Here is a 25130-nt window from a genome sequence, read left to right on the forward strand (position 1 = left end):
GACAAAGACAGGGTATTCTTAGGGTTATAGATGGCTATTTTATAAAAATCTTTTTAATACAATAAGATATGTAGTGTTCTTAACAGATAGGGAAGGGGGTGAGAGAATTCTTAACCAGCGACAGGGCAGTAAAGTATGAGGGTTGTTGGTAGATGAAAATATTGTCATATTTGAATTAAATGTCTTTAATTATTTATATTTTATGATTTTATCCTTAGTTTTATGTAAATCTTAAAATTTAATGTCAAAATGAGCTATTCGTGCTTAATGCGCAAATCACTCATGCCATCACCACTGTGTTCATCACGCAATCCGAGAATCCTCAACTGGCCAACAGCTCTTGTTCCACTTGTTGTACCTGTACTTCCAGCGTGTTACGGATCTCCGTTAATGCCCGTTGTTGATCTGAAAAATAAGCCTCTTTATCCGTCACTGAAGTGGCCAGGCGCCAGGCGTTTTCAGCTTCCAGTTCGGTAATCTCTTTGAGCAGAGCACTAATTTGCTCTCTGAGCTGCTGTATTTTGCTGCGTAAATGCTCCAGATCGTTCAGTCGGTCACTTGCCATCATTGGTTCAAGGCCGCTTTGCAGTTGGGTAAGCAATGCCCGAACGGCTGCCAGATCGGCATTTTGTCGCGCCTGATTAAGCTGCACCATCATCTGATGTGCCTTTTCTTTTAAATCATCTGCCACGACGTCCGGGTGGCAAAGGCGGCTGGCCTGACGCCACAGGCGTTTTAACTCATTACGTTCATTCGGAGATAGCCGCTGATCGCGGGTAAAGCGATGCTGAGCATCCTGCTGTTGTTCCTGGTATTCATCATATTCATGGCTGGCCTCTTCCTGAGCCTGCCGGGTAGCGCGGTCGTCCTGACGAGAAAAATCGTTTTCCAGTTCACGGATTTCTGCCAGCAGGGCGGTGATAAGCTCAGTTTGTTGCTGAATACGCTGACGGGTTTCCACGGACTCACGGGAGTCAGAACTCAGGTTCACCCAGTGCTGCTTGAGTTTTGCCAGTTGATCAACGGCCTGTGAAATATAGTGCTGGCAGGACTGATAATCTTTTTCCCGTCGTTTTCTCTCCGCTTCCTGTTTGCGCAGTGCGCTGGCGGCCAGTTGTTTGCGCAGTTCCAGAATCCGGCTCATTAACGGGCCGAGGCGAAGATGGTACAGGTCGTTAAATTCATCCAGGATTTGAATGTGTGTGTTGCGCTTATCAATAAGGTCTCGCAGTTGTGACTCGAGCGCTTTTAGCTCGAGTTTACTGGCTGCGATGCCAGGGTCTTGCCACGTTGATACCGCTCGCTGAGATTGTAACCAGCCGGAAATTTCGCGTAGGGCATCGTTGAAACGTCGCTCTTCGATAGCCTGTACTATCGCACCAGGAATGACTGCCAATGGTTCATTTTTCAGATGTGCCAGCTGCTGGAAAATAATCTCCTCATCTTCCAGTTCGATGGCGCTTTTGACGATTTCGAGTCGTTTAATGATCTTATTCATGACAGTCGTTGCCTGGCGTGGCTCAAAAACGAGTGACCGATACCAGAGTGGGTTCACCCGTTTGAAAATGTTGGAAAAACAGTAAAGCGCATTCTGTGGCCTGCGATGCCTTTTCGTCCAGAATAATTCACGGTAATTATAAAAAAGCGGCAGTAACGCGCATTTGTTCGGGTGTTCAAAGCCTCGTTTCATCTTTTATATCGTCCGCAAGCTGCGCGAACTCTGGTATTGAAGATTTTCGTGAGCGATGACTTCTGATTGTTTATCCTGAGCCCCGGCGCGTTGAGTTAAGGCAGCCCGGCGTATCCAAACGATTGCGCCTTGCGACAACCAGGTTGAAATGTTAAAAGAAGCCCCTTCAATAAAAACCACACAGGGGTAGGGCGTGAAAAACGCGTCAACTGCATCTGACACTAGTGTGTCCGATGCCGCGTCGACTAATGAACCGACGCTTCAGCGGGGGTTGCAAAACCGCCATATTCAATTAATTGCGCTGGGTGGCGCAATTGGCACGGGCCTGTTTCTGGGGATTGGCCCGGCAATTCAGATGGCGGGACCTGCGGTCCTGCTGGGCTACGGTGTCGCCGGAATAATCGCGTTTCTGATTATGCGTCAGTTGGGCGAAATGGTGGTTGAAGAACCCGTTTCCGGATCGTTTGCCCACTTTGCCTATAAATACTGGGGACCCTTTGCCGGCTTTCTGTCTGGCTGGAACTACTGGGTAATGTTTGTACTGGTCGGCATGGCGGAGCTTACCGCAGCCGGGATCTACATGCAGTACTGGCTGCCCGATGTCCCGACCTGGATTTGGGCCGCCGCTTTCTTTGTTATTATCAATGCCGTCAATCTGGTCAACGTTCGTCTGTATGGTGAAACGGAATTCTGGTTCGCACTGATTAAAGTGCTGGCGATTATCGGCATGATTGGTTTTGGTATATGGATGCTGTTTTCCGGCAACGGCGGTGAACATGCGAGCATCGATAATCTCTGGCGCTACAACGGTTTCTTTGCTACCGGCTGGAATGGTTTGATCCTGTCGCTGGCAGTGATTATGTTTTCTTTTGGTGGACTGGAGCTGATCGGCATTACAGCGGCTGAAGCACAGGATCCTCAAAAAAGTATCCCGAAAGCAGTAAACCAGGTGGTGTATCGTATTTTGCTGTTTTACATCGGCTCACTGGTGGTATTGCTGGCGCTGTATCCTTGGGTGGAAGTGAAATCAAACAGCAGCCCGTTTGTCATGATTTTCCATAATCTTGACAGCAACGTGGTGGCTTCAGCGCTCAACTTCGTTATCCTGGTAGCTTCGCTGTCGGTCTATAACAGTGGCGTGTATTCCAATAGCCGTATGCTGTTTGGCCTTTCGGTACAGGGGAATGCACCGAAGTTTCTAACCCGTGTCAGCCGTCGCGGCGTGCCAGTTAACTCATTGATTCTTTCCGGCGCTATCACATCGCTGGTGGTATTGATCAACTACGTGCTGCCGCAAAAAGCGTTTAGTTTGCTGATGGCGCTGGTGGTTGCGACCCTGTTGCTGAACTGGATTATGATTTGTCTGGCGCATCTGCGTTTCCGTGCGGCGATGCGTCGCAAGGGGCGTGATACCCAGTTCAAGGCGCTGTTATATCCGGTCGGAAACTATCTGTGTATTGCCTTCCTTGCTTTGATCCTGGTGCTGATGTGTACCATGGATGATATGCGCTTGTCGGCCATGCTGCTGCCGGCATGGATCCTGTTCCTGTTTGTTGCCTTCAAACTGCTGCGCCGTAAAGCCCGCTAATCGCTAACCGATCTCATCCTGATGATGAGATCGGTCATCTCTCGATCTTTATCGTGATTGAACTCGCAGTTCTGAATCGCTTCACAGGATCTTTGTTTTGTAATCGATTACTTTTTATTTGAACCTGTTTGTAATCGATTACTTTTTAAAGGTGAGGCAAAAAATGGTGTCGACAACCGAAAGTAGTGGAAAACAGAGCGTACGGTACAGACTGCTGGTGCCGAGGCTCTCGCTAATGATGTTTTTACAGTTCTTTATTTGGGGAAGCTGGTCTGTCACGTTGGGGTTGGTGATGAGCCAGCACAACATGTCGCTGCTGATTGGTGATGCGTTTTCCGCCGGACCAATCGCCTCGATTTTGTCGCCGTTTGTCTTGGGGATGTTGGTGGATCGCTTCTTTGCTTCGCAAAAGGTGATGGCGGTGATGCACCTTGCTGGGGCTGCGATCCTCTGGTTTGTGCCGCAGGCGCTGGTGGCGCAAAACGGCGCACTGCTGATTGGTCTGCTGTTTGGCTACACGTTGTGCTACATGCCAACGCTGGCGTTGACCAACAATATCGCATTTCATAGCCTGTCCGATAAAGACAAAACTTTCCCGGTAGTGCGGGTGTTTGGCACTATTGGCTGGATTGTCGCGGGGATCTTCATCGGCGTAACCGGCATTTCAGATACGACAGGCATCTTTACGCTGGCTGCGGTTATTTCAGTGATTCTGGCGCTCTATAGTCTGACGCTGCCCAATACACCCGCTCCGGCGAAAGGGCTGCCGGTAAAAGTGCGTGATCTGTTTTGCGCAGATGCCTTTGCTTTACTCAAAACTCGCCACTTCTTTGTCTTCTCTCTCTGCGCGACGTTAATCTCAGTGCCGCTGGGGACATACTATGCGTACACCGCGTCGTTTCTGGCGGATGCGGGCGTTGGTGATGTCAGCACGGCCATGTCATTCGGCCAGATGTCTGAAATTTTCTTCATGCTGGTGATCCCGTTCCTGTTCCGACGACTGGGCGTGAAATACATGCTGCTTATCGGCATGTGCGCCTGGTTTGTGCGTTATGCCTTCTTTGCGCTTGGCATCAGTGAAGAGGGGCGTTTCCTGCTTTATCTCGGTATTTTGTTACATGGGGTGTGTTACGACTTCTTCTTTGTGGTTGGTTTTATCTACACCGACCGTATTGCCGGGGAAAAAGTAAAAGGTCAGGCGCAAAGCATGATCGTCATGTTTACCTACGGGATTGGCATGCTGCTGGGTTCGCAAATTTCCGGTGCGCTGTATAACCGACTGGTCGCGGGACAGACCGTGCCTCAGGCATGGACTACATTCTGGTGGATCCCGGCAGTCGCCGCCGCAGTAATTGCTGTGATTTTCCTTTTCTCTTTCAAGTATGACGAGAAAGAGCGCGCGTAATATTCAGGAGGGGTTATGAGAACCATTAAGGGACCGGGGATTTTTCTGGCACAGTTTATCGGTGGGCAACCTCCGTTTAACACCCTGAAAGGGCTGGCTGAGTGGGCGGCGGGATTAGGCTATAAGGCATTACAGATCCCGTGTAATCACAAGTCGCTGTTTGATGTCGAACAGGCTGCGGTAAGCCAGACCTACTGCGATGATATTCGCGGGATGCTGGCGGAACATGGGCTGGCGATCAGCGAGTTATCCACTCATCTCGAAGGTCAACTGGTTGCGGTCCATCCTGCCTACGATGATGCTTTTGCCGGATTTGCACCACAGTCATTACGCGCCGATCCCCAGGCCCGCCAGGCGTGGGCGACACAGACGTTACAACAGGCTGCGGCCGCTTCACAAAGGTTGAGGCTGACGGCGCACGCGACGTTTTCTGGTTCTCTCGCCTGGCCCTATTTTTATCCGTGGCCACCGCATAATCGCCAGCGTTTTGAGGAGGCATTTCAGGAACTGGCACGTCGTTGGCGGCCCATTCTTGACTGTTTTGATGAACACGGCGTGGATGTTTGTTATGAGATCCATCCAGGCGAAGATCTGCATGATGGTGTCACTTTCGAGCGTTTTTTGGCGCTGGTTGATGATCATCCGCGTTGCAATATCCTTTACGATCCCAGCCACCTGCTACTGCAACAGATGGACTATCTCGGGTTTATCGATATCTACCATTCGCGCATCAAAGCGTTTCACGTTAAAGATGCTGAATACCGTGCCAATAGCCGAAGCGGCGTGTACGGCGGCTATCAGCCATGGATTGACCGCGCCGGACGGTTCCGCTCGCTGGGGGATGGACAGGTTGATTTCAAAACGATTTTCAGCAAACTCACGCAATATGATTATCCTGGTTGGGCAGTCCTGGAGTGGGAATGCTGTTTGAAAGAGGCAGAAACGGGGGCCAGTGAAGGTAGCGGGTTTATTCAACGCCATATTATTCCGGTTTCATCTCGCGCATTTGATGATTTCGCCGCTGGCGATGAGGTACGCAAATGATACAGGTTGGTATTATTGGTAGCGGATTTATTGGGCCTGCGCATATTGAGGCGCTGCGTCGGCTGGGTAATGTGAACGTGGTGGCACTTTGCGACAGCTCACAGGCCGTTGCTGATGAACGGGCTCGTTCGTTACATGTTCCCCATGCGTACGGTAGCGTTGAAGCGTTGCTGGCGCATCCGGGGCTACAGGTGGTGCATAACTGCACGCCGAATCATCTGCATGCTGACATCAATCGACAGATTTTGCGTGCCGGGCTGCATGTATTTTCTGAAAAGCCGCTCTGTATGACGCCTGATGAGGCTCATGAACTGGTGGAGCTGGCTGAGCAGGCGGGCGTGGTGCATGGTGTTAGCTTTGTTTATCGCCAGTTCGCAATGGTACAGCAGGCGGCCAGCATGGTACGCAACGGCAGCGTTGGGCGTCTGTTTGCCGTACAGGGCTGCTATTTGCAGGACTGGATGCTGCTGGAAACTGACTACAACTGGCGCGTCGATGCAGCACTTGGCGGTGGCTCGCGGGCAGTGGCAGATATCGGCTCGCACTGGTGCGACACGGTGCAGTTCGTTACTGGCAAGCGCATTGTGGAGGTGATGGCCGATCTTGCTATCGTCTGGCCAACACGCAAAGCCAGCATTACCGGTGGTGCGACCTTTAATCAGCAGACCGCAGACCGACAGCTTGAAGATAAACCGGTTACTACCGAAGACTGTGGATCGGTGCTGGTGCGTTTTGAGGATGGTAGCAAGGGCTGTTTTAGTATTTCTCAGGTCAGCGCCGGGCGAAAGAACCATCTGAGTTTTGAGATTAACGGCAGCCAACATTCTTTGAGCTGGGACCAGGAAACACCGCAGCAACTATGGGTGGGACATCGCCAGCAGGCGAATCAGATCCTGACGGATGATCCGGGACTGATGAATGCCGAGGTAGCCGCAAGTGCGCATTTTCCGGGCGGACATATTGAGGGGTGGCCAGATGCGTTCAAAAATATGATGCTGCAGTTTTACCAGGCGGTGCAGGCAGGGAAAATGCCTGCGCCTGAGGCCCGTCGTTTTGCTTCGTTCACGGATGGCGCTGATGTGATGTATATCATTGATGCTATTATAAAAAGCCATCAGCAGCAGCGTTGGGTGTCGGTACAGCGTTAAATACGCACCCGGTTCGCCGGGCGGTGATTTTATGGTAGCCTCAACACAAAGCGAAAACCGCAGGATGTGTCGTCGTTATGTCTATTCAAAAAATCGCCCAGCTTGCCGGTGTATCGGTGGCGACGGTATCACGAGTGCTGAATAACAGTGATACCGTCAAAGCCAAAAACCGCGAGCGCGTGCTACAGGCTATCAAGGAAAGCAATTATCAGCCCAACCTGCTTGCCCGCCAACTACGCACGGCACGAAGTTCGATGATCCTGGTGATGGTCTCCAACATAGCCAACCCTTTTTGTGCCGAGGTGGTGAAAGGCATTGAGGAGGAGGCTGAGAAGAACGGCTATCGCATTTTGCTGTGTAATTCTGGCTCTGATACGGCCCGCTCGAAATCAGCACTGAAACTGCTGTCAGGTAAAATCGTTGACGGCATCATCACCATGGATGCGTTTTCTAAATTACCAGAACTGACTACGTTGATTGGCGATGCGCCCTGGGTGCAGTGTGCGGAATATGCCGATAAAGGTGCGGTTTCCTGTGTGGGTATCAACGATGTGGATGCCGCGCAGTCGGTGATATCGCATCTGGTGGACAAGGGCTACCGGCGCATTGCGTTGATCAACCATGATCTGAGCTATAAATACGCGCGTTTGCGTGAACGGGGATACAAAGCGGCGCTGCATGCGCTGTCGCTTGAGTATCAGGCGGTGGAGTACGCCAGTGAATTAAGTTCCAGCGCTGGTATTGCCGCGATGGAAACCTTACTGGCGGCAGAGGTGAAACCCGATGCGGTATTTGCCGTGTCCGACACGCTGGCAGCCGGAGCCATGCGCGCGATTATCAACGCCGGGTTACAGATCCCACAGGACATTGCCGTGGTTGGATTTGACGGCACGGAACTGGCGGAAATGGTCTCCCCACAGCTTACGACCATTGAGCAACCCTCGCGCGATATTGGCCGCAAGGCGGTAGGGTTATTGCTAAATAGAATTGAAAATCCAGATGCCCCTGCCGAAAGGGTCATGATGGACTGGCGCTATATTTCACGCGCCAGCACCTGAGGACTACCGCTGAAATGCGCCTGACAGCGCACGAATATCATTCCCGGTAGGGGACTGATGAATGCGTAAACCAAACTCTTCGACCACGGCAAAAATATGGTCGAAGATATCAGCCTGAATACTTTCGTATTCCAGCCACACTACCGTATTGGTGAAGGCATAAATCTCAATAGGTAAACCGTGATCGTCCGGGGCCAACTGGCGAACCATCAACGTCATATCTTTGCGGATGCGTGGATGGTGACGTAAATATTCGTTCAGATAGGCGCGAAACGTCCCGATATTGGTCATCTGACGGTGATTTAGTACGGATTCAGGCGCATCTAACTGCTGGTTCCATTCATTAATTTCCTGATGGCGTGTCGTTAAATACGGTTTAAGCAAGTGCGCTTTATGCAGTCGCTGGCGTTCATCCTCATCGAGAAAATGAATGCTGGTGGCATCAATATTGATGCTGCGTTTAATTCGGCGACCGCCGGACGCTGACATCCCGCTCCAGTTTTTAAAGGAGTCCGATACCAGCGACCAGGTTGGAATAGTGGTAATGGTATTATCCCAGTTACGTACTTTGACAGTGGTTAAACCGATATCGATCACCGCGCCATCTGCGCCGTATTTCGGCATTTCCAGCCAGTCGCCCAGTTTGAGCATATCGTTGGCAGAAAGTTGTATTCCGGCGACCAGACCGAGGATTGGATCTTTAAATACCAGCATTAAGACGGCGGCCATTGCACCTAAGCCACTAATGAGTATTGCTGGTGACTGGCCAATCAACAGGGAAATCATCAAAATACCGATGATAATTGCACCGATTAACTTGATGCCCTGAAATATACCTTTTAACGGTAGCTGTGATGCGGCAGGGAGTTTCTGCGACAGATTGAGAATAACGTCCAGCAGGGAGAATAAGGATAGCAGAGCGTACATCATGATCCACAGCTGTGCGCAGGTCACTAATATTTCGGCGGCTTCGCTTCCTTTTTGTAACCAGAGCGCAGCCTGGATATTGACGATGATACCTTGCAGCGTAAACGCCAGACGATGAAATAATTTGTTCTGCGTGATGATTTGTAGCCACAGACGGGAGCTGGCGTTGGCACGTTTTTCAAATGCGCGTAGTACCACCCAGTGCAAAATAACGTGAACAATAATGGCGGTGATAAAAATAATGCCAAAAATCATCACCAGCGAAGTGGTGTGATTCATTTCAATGCCGAGTTCTTCTACCTGAGATATCAATTCCTGCATAACGTCTCCTTAATAAACAGCGGTCTATGATGACCGCTGTGCAGAGGTTATGCAAATGCGTACTCCTCACTCTCTATTTTGAGGCGACACAGGCACGGGGTTGTACGACATTCAGCGTGCGACGGAAAAATAACGTTGCCAGAAGCAGAACAATCATCATTGCGGCTTCGACGGCCAAAAAACCGATAACCGACCGCGTGTAATCACCGTGGTTATGCTGCTGCAGATGCAAAAACAACGCGCCTAACACGGCGGGGCCGAGCCCGAGTGTAGCCTGCTGTAGCGTACTCAAAATGGTCGTTCCGGCACCTGCATCATGTGTGGTGATATCGCGCATACCGATACGATAAAAACTGTTCACAATCAGCGCCTGGCCGTAACCGATAAGCGCTGTCGCCGGGATCAGCGTGAACACTGAAGTTTGCAGGCCCGAATGCCAGAAGGTCAGTATGAGCCCTGTTAATCCTGTAATTTGAATGACCAGGCCGGTTAACAGAATACGCCCTGTGCTATAGCGGGCAATCAATCGCGGCGCATAACACGCTGAGATAAAATAGGCCGCGCCGAGGGCAATAAAGCTGTTGCCGGATTCCCACGGTGCCATACCAAGACCTGCTTGCAGGGTCAGAGCCATGCAGAACATAAAACCTGACCAGGCGCTAAAAAACAGTAATGCAATCAGAACACCGAACCGGATGCTGCTGAGCCTCAACAGGCGTGGTGGCAAAAGAGGCTGTTGCTGACGTTGTTCCTGGCGTAATGCATTGCTCCGCATCCACCACCCCAACGGCAGGATCGCGACAAGTGCTACCTGTGTCTGCCATGGCCAGCCGGTTTCCGGGCCTAATGCCATCGGAAAAAGGAGGCAACAGAGGATAGCTGCCAGACCGGTGGTTCCCAGCCAGTCAATATCGGCCCGGGTTTCTCGGGTAGTTTCGGGGACATAACGGCGGCTGAAAATCAGCACCAACAGGCAGATCGGGACATTAATAAAAAACGCGTTGCGCCAGCCCAGTCCGGCAATATCTGCTGAAACTAACCATCCCCCACCCATCTGGCCTACGATAAAAGCGATACCGCCAATACCCCCGTACAAACTGATGGCTCGCGCATGTGCTGTACCTTTCAACGTGACGTGAAGGGTGGCGAGAATCTGCGGTACGATTAGCGCAGCCCCCGCACCTTGTAAAACACGGGCACTCAGTAACATGTCTATGGAGTTTGCCAAACCGCAAAACAGGGATGCTAACCCAAACACGACGACGCCCCACATAAACAGGCGGCGGCGACCGTAGTTATCGCCGAGTTTGCTTCCTAACGCCAGACAGACGGCGAAGGTCACACCGTACAAGGCAACAATCAACTCAAGCTGGGTCGTGGTAGCCTGTAGCGACTGCGTAATGGAATCCAACGCGACATTGGTAATTGATGTATCAATAAGCGGCAGCATTTGGCCTGTGAGTAACAGCAGTAACCCTACGCGACCGGGTGAAACAACTGAGGTATTCATGGTAACTCCATTGCGTCATTCAGCAGATGGACGTAGCATCACTGAATAATTAAACGGGTACCAGTTCCTGGTTATACGGGTATTGGTACTACCATGCTGGAGTGTATATGGCGGTAATGGCACAACCTGAATCTGTGGCTATCCTTCCTGATGACAGCCGCAAACAGCTCGGTGCGTTTTTGCGTGCGCGACGAGAAAGCCTTGACCCGCAACGACTGGGGCTGCCGAGAGTCGGGCGGCGGCGAACACCCGGCCTGCGCCGCGAAGAGGTCGCGATGCTGGCTAATGTTGGTGTAACCTGGTACACCTGGTTGGAGCAGGGGCGCGAGGTGAACCCGTCGCAAACGGTACTGCTGAGCGTGGCGAATGCACTGCAATGCAGCCCTCTGGAAACTCGTCACCTGTTTGTGCTGGCAGGATTGACACCGCCGGAATCGACGGCGGCTACGGTGTGTGAAGGCATCAGTCCAGGCACCCGGCGGATGCTAGACAGTCTGATGCCGCAGCCTGCCAGCATCCAGAAACCCAGTTTTGACATTGTGGCGTGGAATGACAGTTTTTGCCGCTTAATGGGGATTGATTTTGCTACGCTTCCGGACGAAGACCGCAACTGTATTTACCTCTATCTCACCAATGAAACCTGGCGAAGCCGTATCGAAAATTGCGATGTATTACCGACGTTTGTCTCGTACTTTCGTGCAGCAATGGCGGAGCATCGGGGCGATCCGATCTGGGAGAATAAATTGGCGCGTTTTTTTGCCGCATCTTCTGAGTTCGAAGCGTTGTGGCATCAGCGTTATGAGGTTCGGGGCGTGGAAAATCAGGTGAAAAACTTTCACCATCCGCAGTTGGGGCGTTTTAGTTTGCAGCAGATGTACTGGTATTCAGCACCTCGTAACGGTTCGCGACTGCTGGTTTATTTACCGATGGATGCAGCCGGGGAGCAAGCATTAGCGTGGCTGGATAAGCAGTAAAAAGCCCGATGGCGTAAGCCTCCCGGGCTGTATGGGGAAATCAGACTTCCGTCAGCGTTGTTTCCTGTGGCAGGCGTGATTTTGGCAGTGCGGCGTTGAAGTCCTCTACGCTGTGGTGGCCCACCGGGACGATAACCACGCTGGTGTAGCCTTTTTCTTTCAGGCCAAACTCTGCGTCGAGAACTGCGGCATCAAAACCTTCGATCGGCACGGCATCCAGGCCCATCGCCGCAACGCCCAACAGGAAGTTACCTACGTTCAGGTACACCTGTTTTGCCATCCAGTGGTTGTCATCTTTGAGCTCTTTGCGGTGCATGTCAGCAAAGAATGTGCGCCCTTTGTGGTTAGCCGCCTTGGCTTCCGGGGTCGCAAAACGACCATCGATCTCTTCTTGATCCACGACACGCTCCAACCACGCGTCGTCCATAGCTGTTTTGGCGCAGAACACCACGACGTGAGAAGCATCAAGCATTTTACGCTCGTTGAACACAAAGTTACCGGCGGCGGATTTTGCTACGCGCGCTTTCCCTTCGTCAGTGCTGGCAACGATGAAATGCCACGGCTGGGAGTTGGTGCTGGACGGACTGAACTGCAGCAGCGTTTTTAATTTTTCTGCCTGCTCAGCGGTCAGTTTTTTACTCGGATCGAATGCCTTAGTGGAGTAACGTTTTAAGGCGACAGAAACAATATCCATAAAAACTCCTGGTGGTTTTTCGTACCCTGCGGGTGCGTTTTAGTTTCAGCAGGGTACAGGGTTAGCGAAAAAAAGATAAGACGGAAAAATGCAAAAACACTTATCGGCGCTAACGATAAATCAGGTGGGGCGCAGGCGTTTTTGATCCCGTTTAGGAAGACCGTCAACAACCCGATGCCATGAGTCATTCACCAGCTCTGTTAGTAATGACTCGCTAATATCGTCACCAGGATAGACCGAGATCCAGTGCTTTTTATTCATGTGATAGCCTGGCTCGATGCTGCGGTAAATCTGCTGATTTAACAGCGATTTTTGCGGTTCAGACTTCAGGTTGACCAGAGGGCGTCCGCGTTGCTCGGAGACAATCATAAAAATCTTGCCGCCGACCTTAAAGACGTCAAACTCAGGGCCGAATGGCCAGCAGAGCTCGGTAAAAGGGAGTTCAAGCGCAACACGTTTCGCACAAGCGTGTAATGTCTGACCGTCCATTATTTTTCCTCGCGGGTGAGCGCACGCCACATAGCTTCAAACCCCATAGCAATGTATTCATTTGCACGGGCAGGATCGCGGGCGGCGAATTCCATTGTTGTTTCCGCCAGCGACAGAAAAAGCCCGTCACCGAAGGCGCGATACTCGTCAGACATGAACTCGGGCCGCACGGAGCGATGACAAAGATCGCGTAGTTCCGGGAACATATCGTCAGCCTGTTGTTCGGTTTCTTTGGTGATTTTCTCGCTGACGGCAAGCTGGCGAATGGTACGGTGCCCGGTAGTGTGATTCAAACCCCAGCTAATGTAGCTGTTCCAGATGTAGTGAGTCATAGTTTTGGCATCGGTCACCGAACGGTCCAGATTAGCCATCATCGACTGACAGAGATCGTGCTTTAGATAGAGATAAAGCTCGTTGATGAGATCATCTTTTGTCGCGAAATAGCGAAACAACGTTCCCTCCGCAACCCCAGCATTACGGGCAATGACGGCGGTAGAGGCCGCAATGCCAGATTGTGCAAATGCTGTGGTTGCAGCTTCCAGTAATGCCATTTTTTTGTCTTCACTCTTCGGACGAGCCACTACACTTTACCCTTAAGTCTGTAAAAAACACGATTGAATCACGGCCTTTGCAGTACCGCAACGGCGAATGTCAAAGATTGAAAATCATCTTGACGGCGAACTTTCGATTTCTATAATGAGTGCTTACTCACTCATAATCAAGAGTCAGTCGCGCAAACCAACGGAAAGGAGGCGCGTTTAAGGTCAGGATATGAAGCGTCTCACAGTTTGTGTGGTTGTTATTATGCTCATTGCCGCTACTGCAAGTTTACCATTCGTACTCAATGCTGGATTTGGTCAGGCGCCGCAAGGGGCACAACTAAACCAGGTTGAACAGTCGCCATACTATCGTGATGGACAGTTTCATAACCAGGTGCCTACACCGGGCTATACCGGCAACAAAAGTATGTTGGCGGCGTGGTGGGAGTTTCTGGTTGCTAAACGTGAAAATGCGCGGCCTGCACAACCGCTACCGCTGGTGGCGACCCATCTCGCGAGTTTATCACCGGAGCAAGATACCCTGGTCTGGCTGGGCCACTCCTCGTGGTACTTACAGTTGGCTGGCCAACGAATCCTTATTGATCCGGTGTTCAGCAATTACGCAGCGCCGTTTTCGTTTCTGAATAAAGCCTTTGTCGGGGATTACCCGTGGACGGCGCAGAACATGCCGGAAATCGATTTGCTGATCATCTCACATGACCACTATGACCATCTGGATCATGCAACCATCAAGGCGTTGATGCCAAAGATTAAACGGGTGATTACCCCGCTTGGCGTTGGTTCACACCTGCGTTACTGGGGAATGAACAGCGAGATAATAGAGGAGCGTGACTGGAATCAGTCCGTCAGAGTGACTGATTCACTGATTGTCCATGTACTGCCGGCGCGCCATTTTTCGGGGAGAGGCATTAAACGTAATCAAACGTTGTGGGCAAGTTTCATGTTTGAAACGCCAGAACAGAACGTTTATTACAGCGGAGACTCCGGCTACGGACCGCATTTTAAAGCGATTGGCGAGCAGTTTGGTACGGTCGATTTAGCCATCATGGAAAATGGTCAATATGACCAGGACTGGAAGTTTATCCACATGATGCCGGAAGAGACTGCGCAGGCGGCAGCGGATCTCCGTGCGAAAGCCGTTTTACCGGGACATGCCGGTCGCTTCGTTCTGGCAAAACACACCTGGGACGATCCCTACAAACGCCTGGCGCTTGCCAGTCGCCTCAAAGATTACCGTTTGCTGACGCCTATGCTGGGTGAGCAGGTAGTACTGTCCGAACCAGACCAACAGTTTACGGCCTGGTGGCAGCAAACGGCCCAATGAACACAGGGAGATGACGATGACGATTTCTGCTCAGGTTATCGAAACAATTGTCGAATGGATTGATGATAATTTAAATCAACCATTGCGCATTGATGATATTGCCCGCCACGCGGGATATTCAAAATGGCACTTGCAGCGTCTGTTTATGCAGTACAAAGGTGAAAGCCTCGGGCGTTACATCCGTGAACGTAAGCTATTACTGGCGGCGCGTGACCTGCGTGATACCGACCAGAAAGTGTACGATATTTGTCTGAAGTATGGCTTCGATTCACAACAGACTTTTACACGGATTTTCACTCGTACGTTTAGCCAGCCGCCCGGCGCTTATCGTAAAGAAAATCACAGTCGCACCCACTAGCGCAGCAAGGGTTCTCGCGGGATTAATCTGCCAGCGAGAACCAGCGTCGCCAGATGAAGCGCAGAACAAAATACTCAATCACCCCCAGCAGTAAAAACCACAGACAAAACAGCAAAGTATAAAACTGATTGAGATCCATTAAATGAAAGGCGGCGACGAACTTTTGTGCCAGCACCAGGCCGAGCGAGGGCGCAGGTAGCAGCAGGCAGGAAAGAAACGCCATCAGCAGGATCCCGGCGGCGGTCATTAGTGATTCAAGCGGGTGTTTCATAACATTGTTAAACTTGAGTTAAAAACCCATTGTCCGGGATATCTTCCGCTAACGCAAACCCTGCTTAAAGCCCAGACCAGATCTCACAATGTTTCTTCACCAGACCGCTTAATGACCCGCCTTTCGCGACGAAATCACGCATCTGTTGCGCTTCATTATGACCATTTTTCACCTGCTGTCGTAGGGCGGTAATCGCGCTGGTAGCGCCCACTTTTTTCGCCGAGGATGCAACGTTTTCCAGCAGCCGTAGCGTGTCATCCGCCAGACGATGATGATCCCCGGTGTTCACATCGGTTAATACCCCATCCATACCAAAACGGCAGGCCTGAAAACGATTAAATTTGTAAAGCAGGTAATCACGCTCCTGGTGTTTGAACGGACGTTCGGTTAATAACCAGTGGGAGGTGGCCTGAATTAATCCTGCCATATTAACGGCATGGTCAAGGGTCAGTGGGGTGTCCATCACCCGAACTTCTACTGTGCCAAAGTGTGGGCTTGGGCGGATATCCCAGTGCAGATCTTTAATGCTGTCAATCATGCTGGTCCAGGACAGTCGGCGAAACAGTCCTTCAAATTCCTGCCAGGTTTTAACCCATGGCATGGGGCCGTTATCGGGAAATCCGGAGAAAATATTAAGGCGCGCGCAGGCAAATCGTGTGTCGGCTTCCTGCATGTAAGGTGAGGCGGCTGAGAGTGCAATAAAATGGGGAACAAACCGCGACAGGCCGTGCAGGAGGTAAATCGCGTCATCACCGTTTTCACAGCCAACGTGGACATGCTGACCAAACACAGTCGCCTGCTGAATGAGATAGCCAAAGTTTTCCAGGTTACGCCGGTAGCGCTCGTCATCACACACTTCCTGGCGCTGCCACTTTTGAAAGGGATGTGTACCCCCGCCGCAAATTTCGAGGTGGTATTTACCGGCAGATCGCATAATGACCTGCTGCATAGTGGAAAATTCCGCCGCTGCCTGATCAATGTTGCGACAGACGCCGGTCGCCATCTCCAGCATACTTTCGGTGATATCGTGTTTCACCTCTCCGGCGGTGAGTTGTGGTTTAACATCGTCGATCAGCCGAGAAGAGTCCTGACTCAGATCGAAACCTGGAGGGTTGACCACCTGCATTTCCAGTTCAATCCCTAACGTAAACGGTTCGGAGACGTGAAAATCGGGTAGTGACATAGCGCTTTCCCTTCTGCGTTGATTTTTAATCAGTATAGAAGGGCAGGGGGTTCTTCGTTCAGTGTCAGAAATCGCGCACCTGCGCTTTGACCGTAAAATGGCCGATGCTATAACTGTTTTTTACTTTTTATACAGGGGTGAACTGTGCCGGAAATAAATGTTTATGGGCAGACGGTAGGAGACGCACTTCCAGACTGGAATGGCGCGTCAGCACTGACTCGGATTTTGCTGGAAGGGCATTATTGCCGTCTTGAGCCTTTGGATGCCGACAGCCATGCAGCCGATCTGTTTGACGCCTACGCGCAGGCTCCTGATGAACGTGACTGGACCTGGCTTGCCAGCACACGTCCATCGAACGTTGAGGAGACCGTGCGCTGGATTATGGGGAAATCAGCAGATGCGTCTCTGGTTCCCTATGCGGTGATTGATTTACGCTCAGGACGTGCCGTGGGTCTGGTGTGTTTTATGGCGATCGATCTTGTAAACGGCTCGGTGGAAATTGGTCATGTGACATGGTCGCCACGCATGAAAAATACGGTGCTGGGCACCGAAACCATCTGGCTGTTGCTGAACCAGGCATTTGCTATGGGCTACCGTCGCGTGGAGTGGAAATGTGACTCGCTGAATGTCGCGTCCCGTCGGGCGGCGGAGCGTTTAGGGTTTGTTCACGAAGGACGCTTTCGCCAGAAGATTGTGCGTAAGGGACGCAATCGCGACAGCGACTGGCTATCGATGATTGACGGCGAGTGGCCGCAATGTGACGCCGTTTTGCAGCGCTGGCTGGCCCCGGAAAACTTTGACGAAAAAGGGCGGCAGCGAAAAACGCTGGCGGCATGTAGAGCGATTTAAGTTAACGCCCGCAGTCTGTGATATCTGCGGGCGAATTGGCATTTACCAACAGATAAAGCCGCCGTCCACCACCAGATCTACACCGGTGCAAAATGAGGCGGCATCGCTGGCAAGAAATAACGCCGGGCCTGCCATTTCTTCCACCTTAGCCATTCGCTGAATGGGCGTCTGGCTTTCAAACTCCCGTGTCTGATGAACCATCTCCGGACGGGTATTCATCGGCGTGGCGGTATAGCCTGGGCTGATTGAGTTCACGCGAATACCTTTTTCAATCCACTCCATCGCCAGGCTTTTTGAGAGATGAATGACGCCTGCTTTGGAACTGTTGTAATGCGCCTGTTCAAGTCCACGGTTAACGATAATCCCGGACATGGAAGCGATGTTGATGATCGAACCGCCGCCGGATTCAATCATCAGTTCTGCTTCGGCTTTACAGGAGTTCCATACGCCGGTGAGATTGATGTCAATTACGCGTTGCCACTGCTCGCTCTCCATTTCCAGCGCGGGATTGGCGTTAGCGATACCTGCCGCATTCACTGCAATATCCAGACGACCGAATTGCTTTTTCGCCAGCGCAACTGCGGCGCGCAGGTCGTTAAGCTGCCGGACATCGCCCGAATAGAGTGCAGCCTGCCCGCCAATTGCTTCGATATTATTGACGGTCTCTTTTAGTCCGCCGTCTTCGCGCAAGTCAAAGCAAACTACGCGAGCACCCGCACTGGCGAGGGCATACGCGATAGTTTGACCAATACCGCTGCCTGCGCCGGTCACGAAAGCGACGCGCCCTTCAAGGTTAAACAGTTGTTGAGCAAAATCTTTTGCGATCATAGTGATGACTCTCCCTGCGAATACCCTTGCGGGCGTTACGACATAATCAGGCCGCCATCGATATTGATGGTTTGTCCGGTGAGATAACGAGCATCGTCAGAGGCCAGGAAAGCGACCAGTCCGGCGACATCCTCAGGTTTGCCCGCTCGTTTCATGGGAATGCCTTCAACCCATTCCGCCATCAGTTCACCTTTACCATAGCGTTTTTCATCGGTACTAAGGATCTCTCCCCATACGCGGTCGTTGTAATCCCACATTTCACTTTCGATAATTCCCGGGCAGAAAGCATTGACGGTGATATTCCACGGTGCCAGCTCATGCGCCAGGCTTTGAGTAATACCGATCACGCCCATCTTGCTGGCGGCATAATGTGGGGTGTAGATAAAACCCTGGCGTCCCTGACCGGAGGACGTGTTAATCAGGCAGCCCTGGTTTTGTTTAACCATATATTTTGCGGCTTCCCTGCAGCAGAGCCACACACCGGTAGTGTTTACGGCGAGGACCTTTTCGAAATCCGCTTTCGGCATGCGGTCGAAATAATCGATAGTGATAACACCTGCGTTCTGGATGGATACATCAATGGTGCCAAAGCGCGCGGCGGCCTGTTCATACAGTAATTGCACCTGCGCCTCATTGGTGACATCAACCTGCAAAGACAGAATGTCGGCCTGGTAACGATGACGCAGTTGTTCAGCCGTTTCGTGGACACGTTCGGCATTGGATACCATCACCAGATTTGCGCCGTCTCGGGCGAAACGTTCGGCGATACCGGCTCCAATTCCCCGGCATGCGCCTGTGATGACGATTGTCTTACCATGAAAATCACGTTGCATATTTCTTTCCCCTGTATAAGCCGGGCATCAGATGCCCGGCGGAATGATGCTGATTAGCTGGATATCGTGTTTGCCGAGGGTGCCGCCGTCTGCTTTTCTTCATGGCGACGCATCAGAATGACCTTGTTCTGTAGCTTTTGCTGGAACTGGTCGACGACCACAGCAGTGACGATAACAACGCCTTTAATCACCATTTGCCAGAAATCGCTGACACCCATCATCACCATGCCATCCGCCAGAAAGACGATTACAAAGGCACCGATAATGGAGCCAGATACCCGTCCGCGTCCGCCAGCAAGAGCGGTTCCGCCCAGGACGGTGGCTCCAATGGCATCCATTTCAAACATGTTTCCGGTCATAGGATGTGCAGTTTGCAGTTGCGATGCCACAATCAGACCGACAAAAGCGGCACACAACCCGGAGAAGGCGTACACGAAGATTTTTGCTTTTACGATAGGTACGCCAGCCAGGCGCGCAGCAGATTCGTTCCCCCCGATAGCGTAGATATAGCGACCAAGCGGGGTTTTGGTGGTGATCCAATAGCCCAATATCAGGAAAGCAATCATCAACCAGATGGGCAGATAAATCCCCAGTAGCGTGCCTGAACCCAACGTGGCAAAGCCCGTGTTACCCAGTGCTTCTATACCGTTAAGGTTGGGGTAGGTGCTACCGTCATTAAACAGCAAGGCGGAACCCCTGGCGACGTACATCATGCCGAGGGTACAGATAAAGGGTGCAACTCCGAAGCGAGTGATTACCGCGCCGTTAACAAATCCAACAATGATGCCGAAGATAGCGACAAAGAGAATAACTTCTGGCACGTTGAAAAAGAGGATATTGCCGCCCCAGATGGGCAGTCCATTGGTAAGCAAGGCTCCGGCGACCATGCCGCAGATCCCGGCGACGGCTCCGACTGACAGATCAATGCCTCCTGTCAGGATCACCAGCGTCATACCAATCGCCAGTAACCCGGTGATCGCAACATGCTGGGTCATAATCAGCAGGTTAGATGTGGTCAGGAAATTCGGTACCATCACGCTGAAGAATGCGATCACCAGCAGCAGAGCGATAAACGTTCTGGCCTTCAGCAGGTACATATAAATCATATATTTCTGGTTCATGATGGATTCCAGCCTGATTAATCTTGAGGTGTAGAAGCTGCGATCAATTTCTCGCGAGTGACCGCATGGCGAGGGACATCTGCGGTAATGCGGCCATCGGCCATCACCAGAATGCGGTCCGCCAGCGCCATCACTTCGTCCAGCTCTGATGAGGAGAACATCACCGCCAGCCCTTGCTGAGCCATTTTGCCGATAAGGTGATATACGTCAGTTTTGGCGCCTACATCGATGCCGCGAGTAGGTTCATCGAGGAAGACCACTTGTGGTTGCGTCATTAATGCTTTGCCGAGCACAACCTTTTGCTGGTTGCCTCCACTCAATGAGGTGATAGGCAGCTCGGGATCGCTGACTTTGATGGCCAGCTGCTGGATCATATTCTTCACGCTGGCCTGTTCTTTATGCGGGTTGAGCCATTTCCAGGCACGGCGAAATCCTTTCAGGCTGAAGTCAGACAGCGTCATGTTGGACTGAATTGACATCATCTGAATGACTCCTTCGCCCTGTCTGTCTTCTGGTACCAGCGCCAGCCCTTTTTTCAGTCGGGACTGAAAGTGGGCTTTATTAATGCATTCACCGTTGAGCTGAACATTCCCACTCTGGCAAGGCATCAGTCCAACCAGGCCTTTGAACAGTTCTGTACGTCCTGCGCCCAGCAGACCGTAGATTCCAATCACTTCACCTTTACTTAAGCTAAATGTTACGTCATTGAGCTTATAGCCGCCGCTGGGATGGAGCGCTGTGAGTCCCTGAACAGAAAGGATCGTGTCACCTTTTGGTGCAGGCTGATAATCGAAATGTTTTTTCTTATCGCCAACCATTTGCTCAATGATCCATGGAATGCTGGCATCGCTGACCGTTCTTTCACTGATAAATCGACCATCACGGAAGATAGTGATGTGGTCACCAATTTCCATCAGTTCTTCAAGACGATGAGATATATAGATGATGGTAACGCCACGCCGCTTGAGCTGCTCAATCACATTGAACAACACCTTTACCTCAGACTGGCTGAGGGCTGACGTTGGTTCGTCCATAATTAGAACGCGCGTATCTTTTGAAAGGGCACGGGCAATCTCAACCAGTTGCTGGTGGCCAATCCCGAGTTCATCCAGGGGCGTATACGGATCAACTTCCAGCTCAAGTCTTTCCAGTAAAGATTTAGCCAATGCATACTGGTACTTTTCGTTAATTCTCCCTTTCTGAAAGAACTCATTAGCCATGAAGATGTTGTCCATGACGTTCATATTTGGGAATAGATTCAATTCCTGGAAAATAATGCTAATACCCTGTTTTTCAGCCTGATGAGTTGAGTTCAGGGAAACTGGCTTGCCGTCCAGATAGATTTGACCGGACGATGGGCTTTCAACACCAGCAAGCATTTTCATCATGGTGGATTTACCGGCACCATTTTCTCCGATCAGCACGTTTACTTTATTACGATATACCCGGTAATTAACGCTATCTAATGCGACTACCCCAGGGTAGACGCGTGACAGATCGCGGGTTTCGATAATAACTTCTGATTCGACTGGATGGGGAGCGACGATATCTTGCTGTTGCATTTTACTGTCCCCTCATCTTTTCTATTTTTGCCGGTGTAATATCCGGGAGCGTTTGCGGAATATCCCATGAAGAAAAAACACCATAGACTTGTGTTAATTCACCAGTTTTAAGTTGCGACGCTTGAATCATCTTTATCGCTTGTTCGTTAATGGCCCGACCATATTCGCCAAATAATACCTGGTCGTTGAAGTCGCCATAGCTGGCACCTTTATAGGCATCGCGTAATTGCGTACCACGCAGGGTTGGGCCTATCTGTACGATAATATTGCTGCCGCTTTTATCCGTGATAGTCATTTTTCCACTGCGGGAAGTGGTATCAAGATGACTAATTGGCCCCTCTACTTTCACGTAAAAGATACAGGGGTTTTCTTCCTGGGAACGGTAGCCAAGATTTTTACAGGCGCTATCAATGTCTGGCTCGGTTTGCAACGCGGCCATTAATTCAGCTACCGGACGAGCCTGTCCAACAATTTGTGGGACAATTTTGCTTTGCCACGTTTGGTCTATATTCGCCATATTTGGGTTTGGTGGAGATTTGAGATCCGCCAGCTCTTGCTGAGAGACGATGCGACATCCTCCGACGGTCAATACGGCCAGCGCCAGCCAGGCTTTTTTAGTCATAATATTCTCCTTTGCGCCTCGCGAGAGGCGCAATAACCCGAGATCAGGATTTGATATTGAAATCCTGTACTTTATCTGCGTTATCTTTAGTGATGAGAATGCCGCGGAACATGACGCGTTGTTTAGCTGGTTTTACGCCATTTTGCAGGTAGTTATCCAGGTCCGTGACGCCCTGTGCAGCGATCGCCTGAGCCTGAAGCATCACCGTGGCTTGTAGTGTTCCTGCTTTTACCGCATCGCGTTCGTCGTTGCTGCCATCAATGCCAACGACAATAACGTCGCTACGGTTGGCTGCTTTGAGCGCGGCGATGGCGCCAAGCGCTACAGGACCGTTACCGCAGATGACACCTTTAACGTCCGGATGTGCCTGCAGAATGCTGTCCATAATACGTTTACCGTCGATAAGCGTACCTTTTGCATCCTGTTTGGCGACGCTGGTCATGTCCGGGAACTGATCAATAACCTGGTGGAAGGACTTAGAGCGAGTAACGCAGTTATTATCAGCCAGGTTACAGGTCAATTCGGCATATTTGCCTTTTTCGCCCATCTTCTCAACAAATACGTTGGCCACTTCAGAACCAGCCTGGAAGTTATTATGGGTGATTTGTACAAGCGCAACATCATCAACCGGAATTTCCCTGTTGATTAATATGACAGGAATACCTGCTTTTTTTGCTTTTTCAATTGCCGCAACACTGGCGGTTGAGTCTGCATTATCCAGCACAATACCCTGGACTTTTTTGCCGATGGCGGTATCGATTAATTCATTCTGTTTTTTAACATCTTCACTGTGCGAAAGAATCGTGGTTTTGTAACCTAACTCTTGCGCTTTTTCACTGGCACCTTTTGCCTCAGAGGCGTAATAAGGGTTATCCAGTGAGTTAACCATAATCATGATTGTCCCTTTATCTGCGGCATGGGCAGTAAAAGACAAAGCAGTCAGGGTTGCAGCGGTGAGCAGCGTTAAACGTAATTTCATGACAATGTTCTCTCTGTGTTGTTATTGTCGGGTACGGTGAAACAACGTAAAGCCTTAATTCTTTTATGGGCCGGAGTTCTCCTTTTATCGTTGGTAAAAAATCGTCACGTATTTTCCCTGGTAAGGCGTCAGACGGACGAGGCCGGTTTCCATAATGTTCTGTCTACCGCATGACGCCATTCTTGCCACCTTTTTTGCAGACGGTGATGACGGGCCATGTCGGGCTGAAATTTGCTGTGTACGGTTAAAAAGGCTTTTAAATCAGTGAGCGATCCAGGGTGAAGTGCTTTACGCGCCAGTAATGCTGCGCCAATGGCCGAAAGTTCCGGTACATCGCTGCGCATCACGGGGCAACCCAATAGATCTGCCTGATATTGCATTAACCAGTCATTCCTGGTTGGTCCGCCATCAACCATCAATGCTGACAGGCTAAAATCATTATGCTGTTGCATAGTGACCACGACGTCGGCGATTTGGTAAGTAATCGACTCGAGCGCGGCGCGAATTAAATGCGCCCGCTTTACACCCCGACTGAGTCCGCAGATAACGCCGCGGGCGCTGTCATTCCACCAGGGCGCGCCTAGCCCGGTGAGGGCAGGGACAAAGTACACGCCGAGCGTTGATTCAACAGACTCTGGAAGGGTATTCAGCTCGTGAGTTAGTTCGGCGTCAGGCAGTTCGCTGAGTCCGGTGCTTTCCGCCATCCACGCAACTGCATCGCCGGTGTGTGGAATATTTCCTTCAAGGCCGTAAATGATGCTGTCGCCATCGTGCCAGGCGATAGTGGTAGCCAGCGCACCAATATCACTCTGCGCGGATTTCACCGGAGCCATTACAGAAGAACCTGTGCCGTACGTGGCCTTAACGCATCCCATCTCACCGAGAGCATGGCCGAACAAAGCGGCGTGTGAGTCACCGACCATCGACATCACCGGAATGCCGTCCGGGATCCCATTCAGTCCACGGGTGTGACCAAATAACCCGCTCGATGGTTTGATTTCCGGCAATGCGGCGCGAGGAATATGGAACAATGACAGCATGGTGTCATCCCACTCTCCGGTGTGCAGATTGAGTAACTGTGTGCGTGCAGCATTGGAATAGTCGCAGGAGAAAGCTTCACCGCCGGTTAAGTTCCACAGCAGCCAGCTATCGATTGTTCCAAGACAGATCAGTCCCTGTTTCGCGAGCAGTGGGCCATCAGTCACCGATTCCAGCAGCCAGCGCATTTTAGATGCTGAGAACAATGGGGCTATTGGCAGGCCTGTCGTTGTTTTAATCAACTGCTCTTTATTATCCTGGCGCAGTGCCTCGCAGTAAGCTGCACTGCGGGTACATTGCCAGGTGATGGCTGAATTCAGTGGTTTACCTGTATGACGATACCAGCCAATCGCGGTTTCTCGCTGATTACTGATCGCCAGTGCCGCCACGTTTTCTGCCCCAACGTGATTCATCGCTTTGGCAATGACGTCAATAGAAGCGTCAATCAACATTTCGCCGGATTGTTCAACCCAACCTTCTCGCGGAGTATGAATGGCCAGTGGTTGGGAAAACTTTGCGACGACATTGCCCTGATCATCAAGCGCTATTGCTTTCGCATTGGTCGTGCCTTCATCCAGCGCAATAATGAACTCTTTCTTCGCTGCACACATAGATTATCTCCTGAGTCACATTGCGTCCCGGCGTTGTAGGGAAATTCTCCCTCATTGTCGCGTCATTACTTCATCAGGTTCAGTTGTGACATATCGAATCTTTAACTTGTGAATATATATTCGGTATTGATTATTTATTTAAT

The 25130-nt window shown here is 51.0% G+C and carries 24 protein-coding genes; 9 read left to right on the plus strand and 15 right to left on the minus strand.

The genetic code is table 11. The features are described from left to right. Nucleotides 1-322: 322 nt before the first annotated feature. A complete protein-coding gene (locus LG384_RS06055; protein ID WP_048221897.1) occupies nucleotides 323-1498 on the minus strand; it encodes a DnaJ family molecular chaperone in 1176 nt (391 codons plus the stop codon). A 385-nt stretch (nucleotides 1499-1883) separates the two neighbouring features. Here LG384_RS06055 and pheP point away from each other — a divergent pair, with 385 nt between their 5' ends. From pheP to LG384_RS06080, 5 genes are all read left to right on the plus strand, one after another. Further along, a complete protein-coding gene (pheP, locus tag LG384_RS06060) occupies nucleotides 1884-3278 on the plus strand; it encodes a phenylalanine transporter (RefSeq protein WP_045440895.1) in 1395 nt (464 codons plus the stop codon). A gap of 163 nt (nucleotides 3279-3441) precedes the next feature. After that, entirely contained in the window at nucleotides 3442-4683 is a 1242-nt protein-coding gene (locus tag LG384_RS06065; RefSeq protein WP_045440896.1) for an MFS transporter, read from the plus strand. Between the two features lie 15 nt (nucleotides 4684-4698). Continuing rightward, complete coding sequence (locus LG384_RS06070) at nucleotides 4699-5727, plus strand: sugar phosphate isomerase/epimerase (RefSeq protein ID WP_225760617.1); 1029 nt, start codon at nucleotides 4699-4701, stop codon at nucleotides 5725-5727. Further along, nucleotides 5724-6875: a Gfo/Idh/MocA family protein gene (locus tag LG384_RS06075; RefSeq protein ID WP_225760618.1), complete on the plus strand. Its 1152-nt coding sequence runs from the start codon at nucleotides 5724-5726 to the stop codon at nucleotides 6873-6875. The genes LG384_RS06070 and LG384_RS06075 overlap by 4 nt, the downstream gene beginning before the upstream one ends. Nucleotides 6876-6952: 77 nt before the next feature. Then, on the plus strand, nucleotides 6953-7933 hold the full coding sequence (locus LG384_RS06080; protein WP_045440902.1) for a LacI family DNA-binding transcriptional regulator: 981 nt from the start codon (nucleotides 6953-6955) through the stop codon (nucleotides 7931-7933). A 3-nt stretch (nucleotides 7934-7936) separates the two neighbouring features. On the opposite strand, the gene LG384_RS06085 is transcribed toward LG384_RS06080, so the two are convergent. Then, the gene (locus tag LG384_RS06085) at nucleotides 7937-9181 is read right to left on the minus strand and encodes a mechanosensitive ion channel family protein (RefSeq protein ID WP_045440904.1); all 1245 of its coding nucleotides are present in this window, start codon (nucleotides 9179-9181) and stop codon (nucleotides 7937-7939) included. Between the two features lie 73 nt (nucleotides 9182-9254). Further along, entirely contained in the window at nucleotides 9255-10691 is a 1437-nt protein-coding gene (locus LG384_RS06090; protein WP_225760619.1) for an MFS transporter, read from the minus strand. Nucleotides 10692-10798: 107 nt separating this feature from the next. Between LG384_RS06090 and LG384_RS06095 the strand changes: the two genes are divergently transcribed. Further along, nucleotides 10799-11665, plus strand: coding sequence for a helix-turn-helix transcriptional regulator (locus LG384_RS06095; RefSeq protein ID WP_048221893.1), 867 nt, complete (start codon nucleotides 10799-10801; stop codon nucleotides 11663-11665). A gap of 40 nt (nucleotides 11666-11705) precedes the next feature. Here LG384_RS06095 and nfsB read toward each other — a convergent pair whose 3' ends face one another. The 3 genes from nfsB to LG384_RS06110 form a co-directional block, all read right to left on the minus strand. Beyond that, nucleotides 11706-12359: an oxygen-insensitive NAD(P)H nitroreductase gene (gene nfsB / locus LG384_RS06100; protein ID WP_045440910.1), complete on the minus strand. Its 654-nt coding sequence runs from the start codon at nucleotides 12357-12359 to the stop codon at nucleotides 11706-11708. Nucleotides 12360-12479: 120 nt separating this feature from the next. Then, nucleotides 12480-12848, minus strand: a complete 369-nt coding sequence (locus LG384_RS06105) for an MmcQ/YjbR family DNA-binding protein (RefSeq protein ID WP_045440911.1) — start codon at nucleotides 12846-12848, stop codon at nucleotides 12480-12482. Then, on the minus strand, nucleotides 12848-13429 hold the full coding sequence (locus LG384_RS06110) for a TetR/AcrR family transcriptional regulator (RefSeq protein ID WP_225760620.1): 582 nt from the start codon (nucleotides 13427-13429) through the stop codon (nucleotides 12848-12850). The genes LG384_RS06105 and LG384_RS06110 overlap by 1 nt, the downstream gene beginning before the upstream one ends. Before the next feature lie 190 nt (nucleotides 13430-13619). On the opposite strand from LG384_RS06110, the gene LG384_RS06115 reads away from it, so the two are divergent. Continuing rightward, nucleotides 13620-14732 carry an MBL fold metallo-hydrolase gene (locus LG384_RS06115; RefSeq protein WP_225760621.1) on the plus strand — a complete coding sequence of 371 codons (1113 nt, stop codon included), beginning with the start codon at nucleotides 13620-13622 and terminating at the stop codon, nucleotides 14730-14732. A 16-nt stretch (nucleotides 14733-14748) separates the two neighbouring features. Next, entirely contained in the window at nucleotides 14749-15090 is a 342-nt protein-coding gene (locus tag LG384_RS06120) for a RamA family antibiotic efflux transcriptional regulator (protein WP_045440915.1), read from the plus strand. A 22-nt stretch (nucleotides 15091-15112) separates the two neighbouring features. Here LG384_RS06120 and LG384_RS06125 read toward each other — a convergent pair whose 3' ends face one another. Further along, the gene (locus LG384_RS06125; RefSeq protein ID WP_045440916.1) at nucleotides 15113-15361 is read right to left on the minus strand and encodes a DUF1158 domain-containing protein; all 249 of its coding nucleotides are present in this window, start codon (nucleotides 15359-15361) and stop codon (nucleotides 15113-15115) included. Nucleotides 15362-15425: 64 nt separating this feature from the next. Further along, complete coding sequence (locus LG384_RS06130) at nucleotides 15426-16544, minus strand: YbdK family carboxylate-amine ligase (RefSeq protein WP_045440919.1); 1119 nt, start codon at nucleotides 16542-16544, stop codon at nucleotides 15426-15428. A 144-nt stretch (nucleotides 16545-16688) separates the two neighbouring features. Here LG384_RS06130 and LG384_RS06135 point away from each other — a divergent pair, with 144 nt between their 5' ends. Then, nucleotides 16689-17393 (plus strand): GNAT family N-acetyltransferase, encoded by a 705-nt coding sequence (locus LG384_RS06135; RefSeq protein ID WP_225760622.1) that lies wholly within the window; start codon nucleotides 16689-16691, stop codon nucleotides 17391-17393. Between the two features lie 42 nt (nucleotides 17394-17435). Here LG384_RS06135 and LG384_RS06140 read toward each other — a convergent pair whose 3' ends face one another. The 7 genes from LG384_RS06140 to LG384_RS06170 all read right to left on the minus strand — a co-directional run bounded on the left by LG384_RS06140 (nucleotide 17436) and on the right by LG384_RS06170 (nucleotide 24987). Then, nucleotides 17436-18221, minus strand: coding sequence for an SDR family oxidoreductase (locus tag LG384_RS06140; RefSeq protein WP_045440923.1), 786 nt, complete (start codon nucleotides 18219-18221; stop codon nucleotides 17436-17438). A gap of 35 nt (nucleotides 18222-18256) precedes the next feature. Continuing rightward, entirely contained in the window at nucleotides 18257-19054 is a 798-nt protein-coding gene (locus LG384_RS06145) for an SDR family oxidoreductase (RefSeq protein WP_225760623.1), read from the minus strand. Between the two features lie 53 nt (nucleotides 19055-19107). Then, nucleotides 19108-20175 (minus strand): ABC transporter permease, encoded by a 1068-nt coding sequence (locus LG384_RS06150; RefSeq protein ID WP_045440927.1) that lies wholly within the window; start codon nucleotides 20173-20175, stop codon nucleotides 19108-19110. A gap of 17 nt (nucleotides 20176-20192) precedes the next feature. Continuing rightward, complete coding sequence (locus tag LG384_RS06155; protein WP_225760624.1) at nucleotides 20193-21737, minus strand: sugar ABC transporter ATP-binding protein; 1545 nt, start codon at nucleotides 21735-21737, stop codon at nucleotides 20193-20195. Between the two features lies 1 nt (nucleotide 21738). Beyond that, on the minus strand, nucleotides 21739-22359 hold the full coding sequence (locus LG384_RS06160) for a DUF2291 family protein (RefSeq protein WP_045440931.1): 621 nt from the start codon (nucleotides 22357-22359) through the stop codon (nucleotides 21739-21741). Nucleotides 22360-22402: 43 nt separating this feature from the next. Beyond that, the gene (locus LG384_RS06165) at nucleotides 22403-23338 is read right to left on the minus strand and encodes a D-ribose ABC transporter substrate-binding protein (RefSeq protein WP_045440932.1); all 936 of its coding nucleotides are present in this window, start codon (nucleotides 23336-23338) and stop codon (nucleotides 22403-22405) included. A gap of 128 nt (nucleotides 23339-23466) precedes the next feature. Then, a complete protein-coding gene (locus LG384_RS06170; RefSeq protein ID WP_225760625.1) occupies nucleotides 23467-24987 on the minus strand; it encodes an FGGY family carbohydrate kinase in 1521 nt (506 codons plus the stop codon). Nucleotides 24988-25130: the final 143 nt, after the last annotated feature.

Source organism: Citrobacter sp. Marseille-Q3906 (assembly GCF_916618775.1).
Taxonomy (GTDB): Bacteria; Pseudomonadota; Gammaproteobacteria; order Enterobacterales; family Enterobacteriaceae; genus Citrobacter; species Citrobacter murliniae.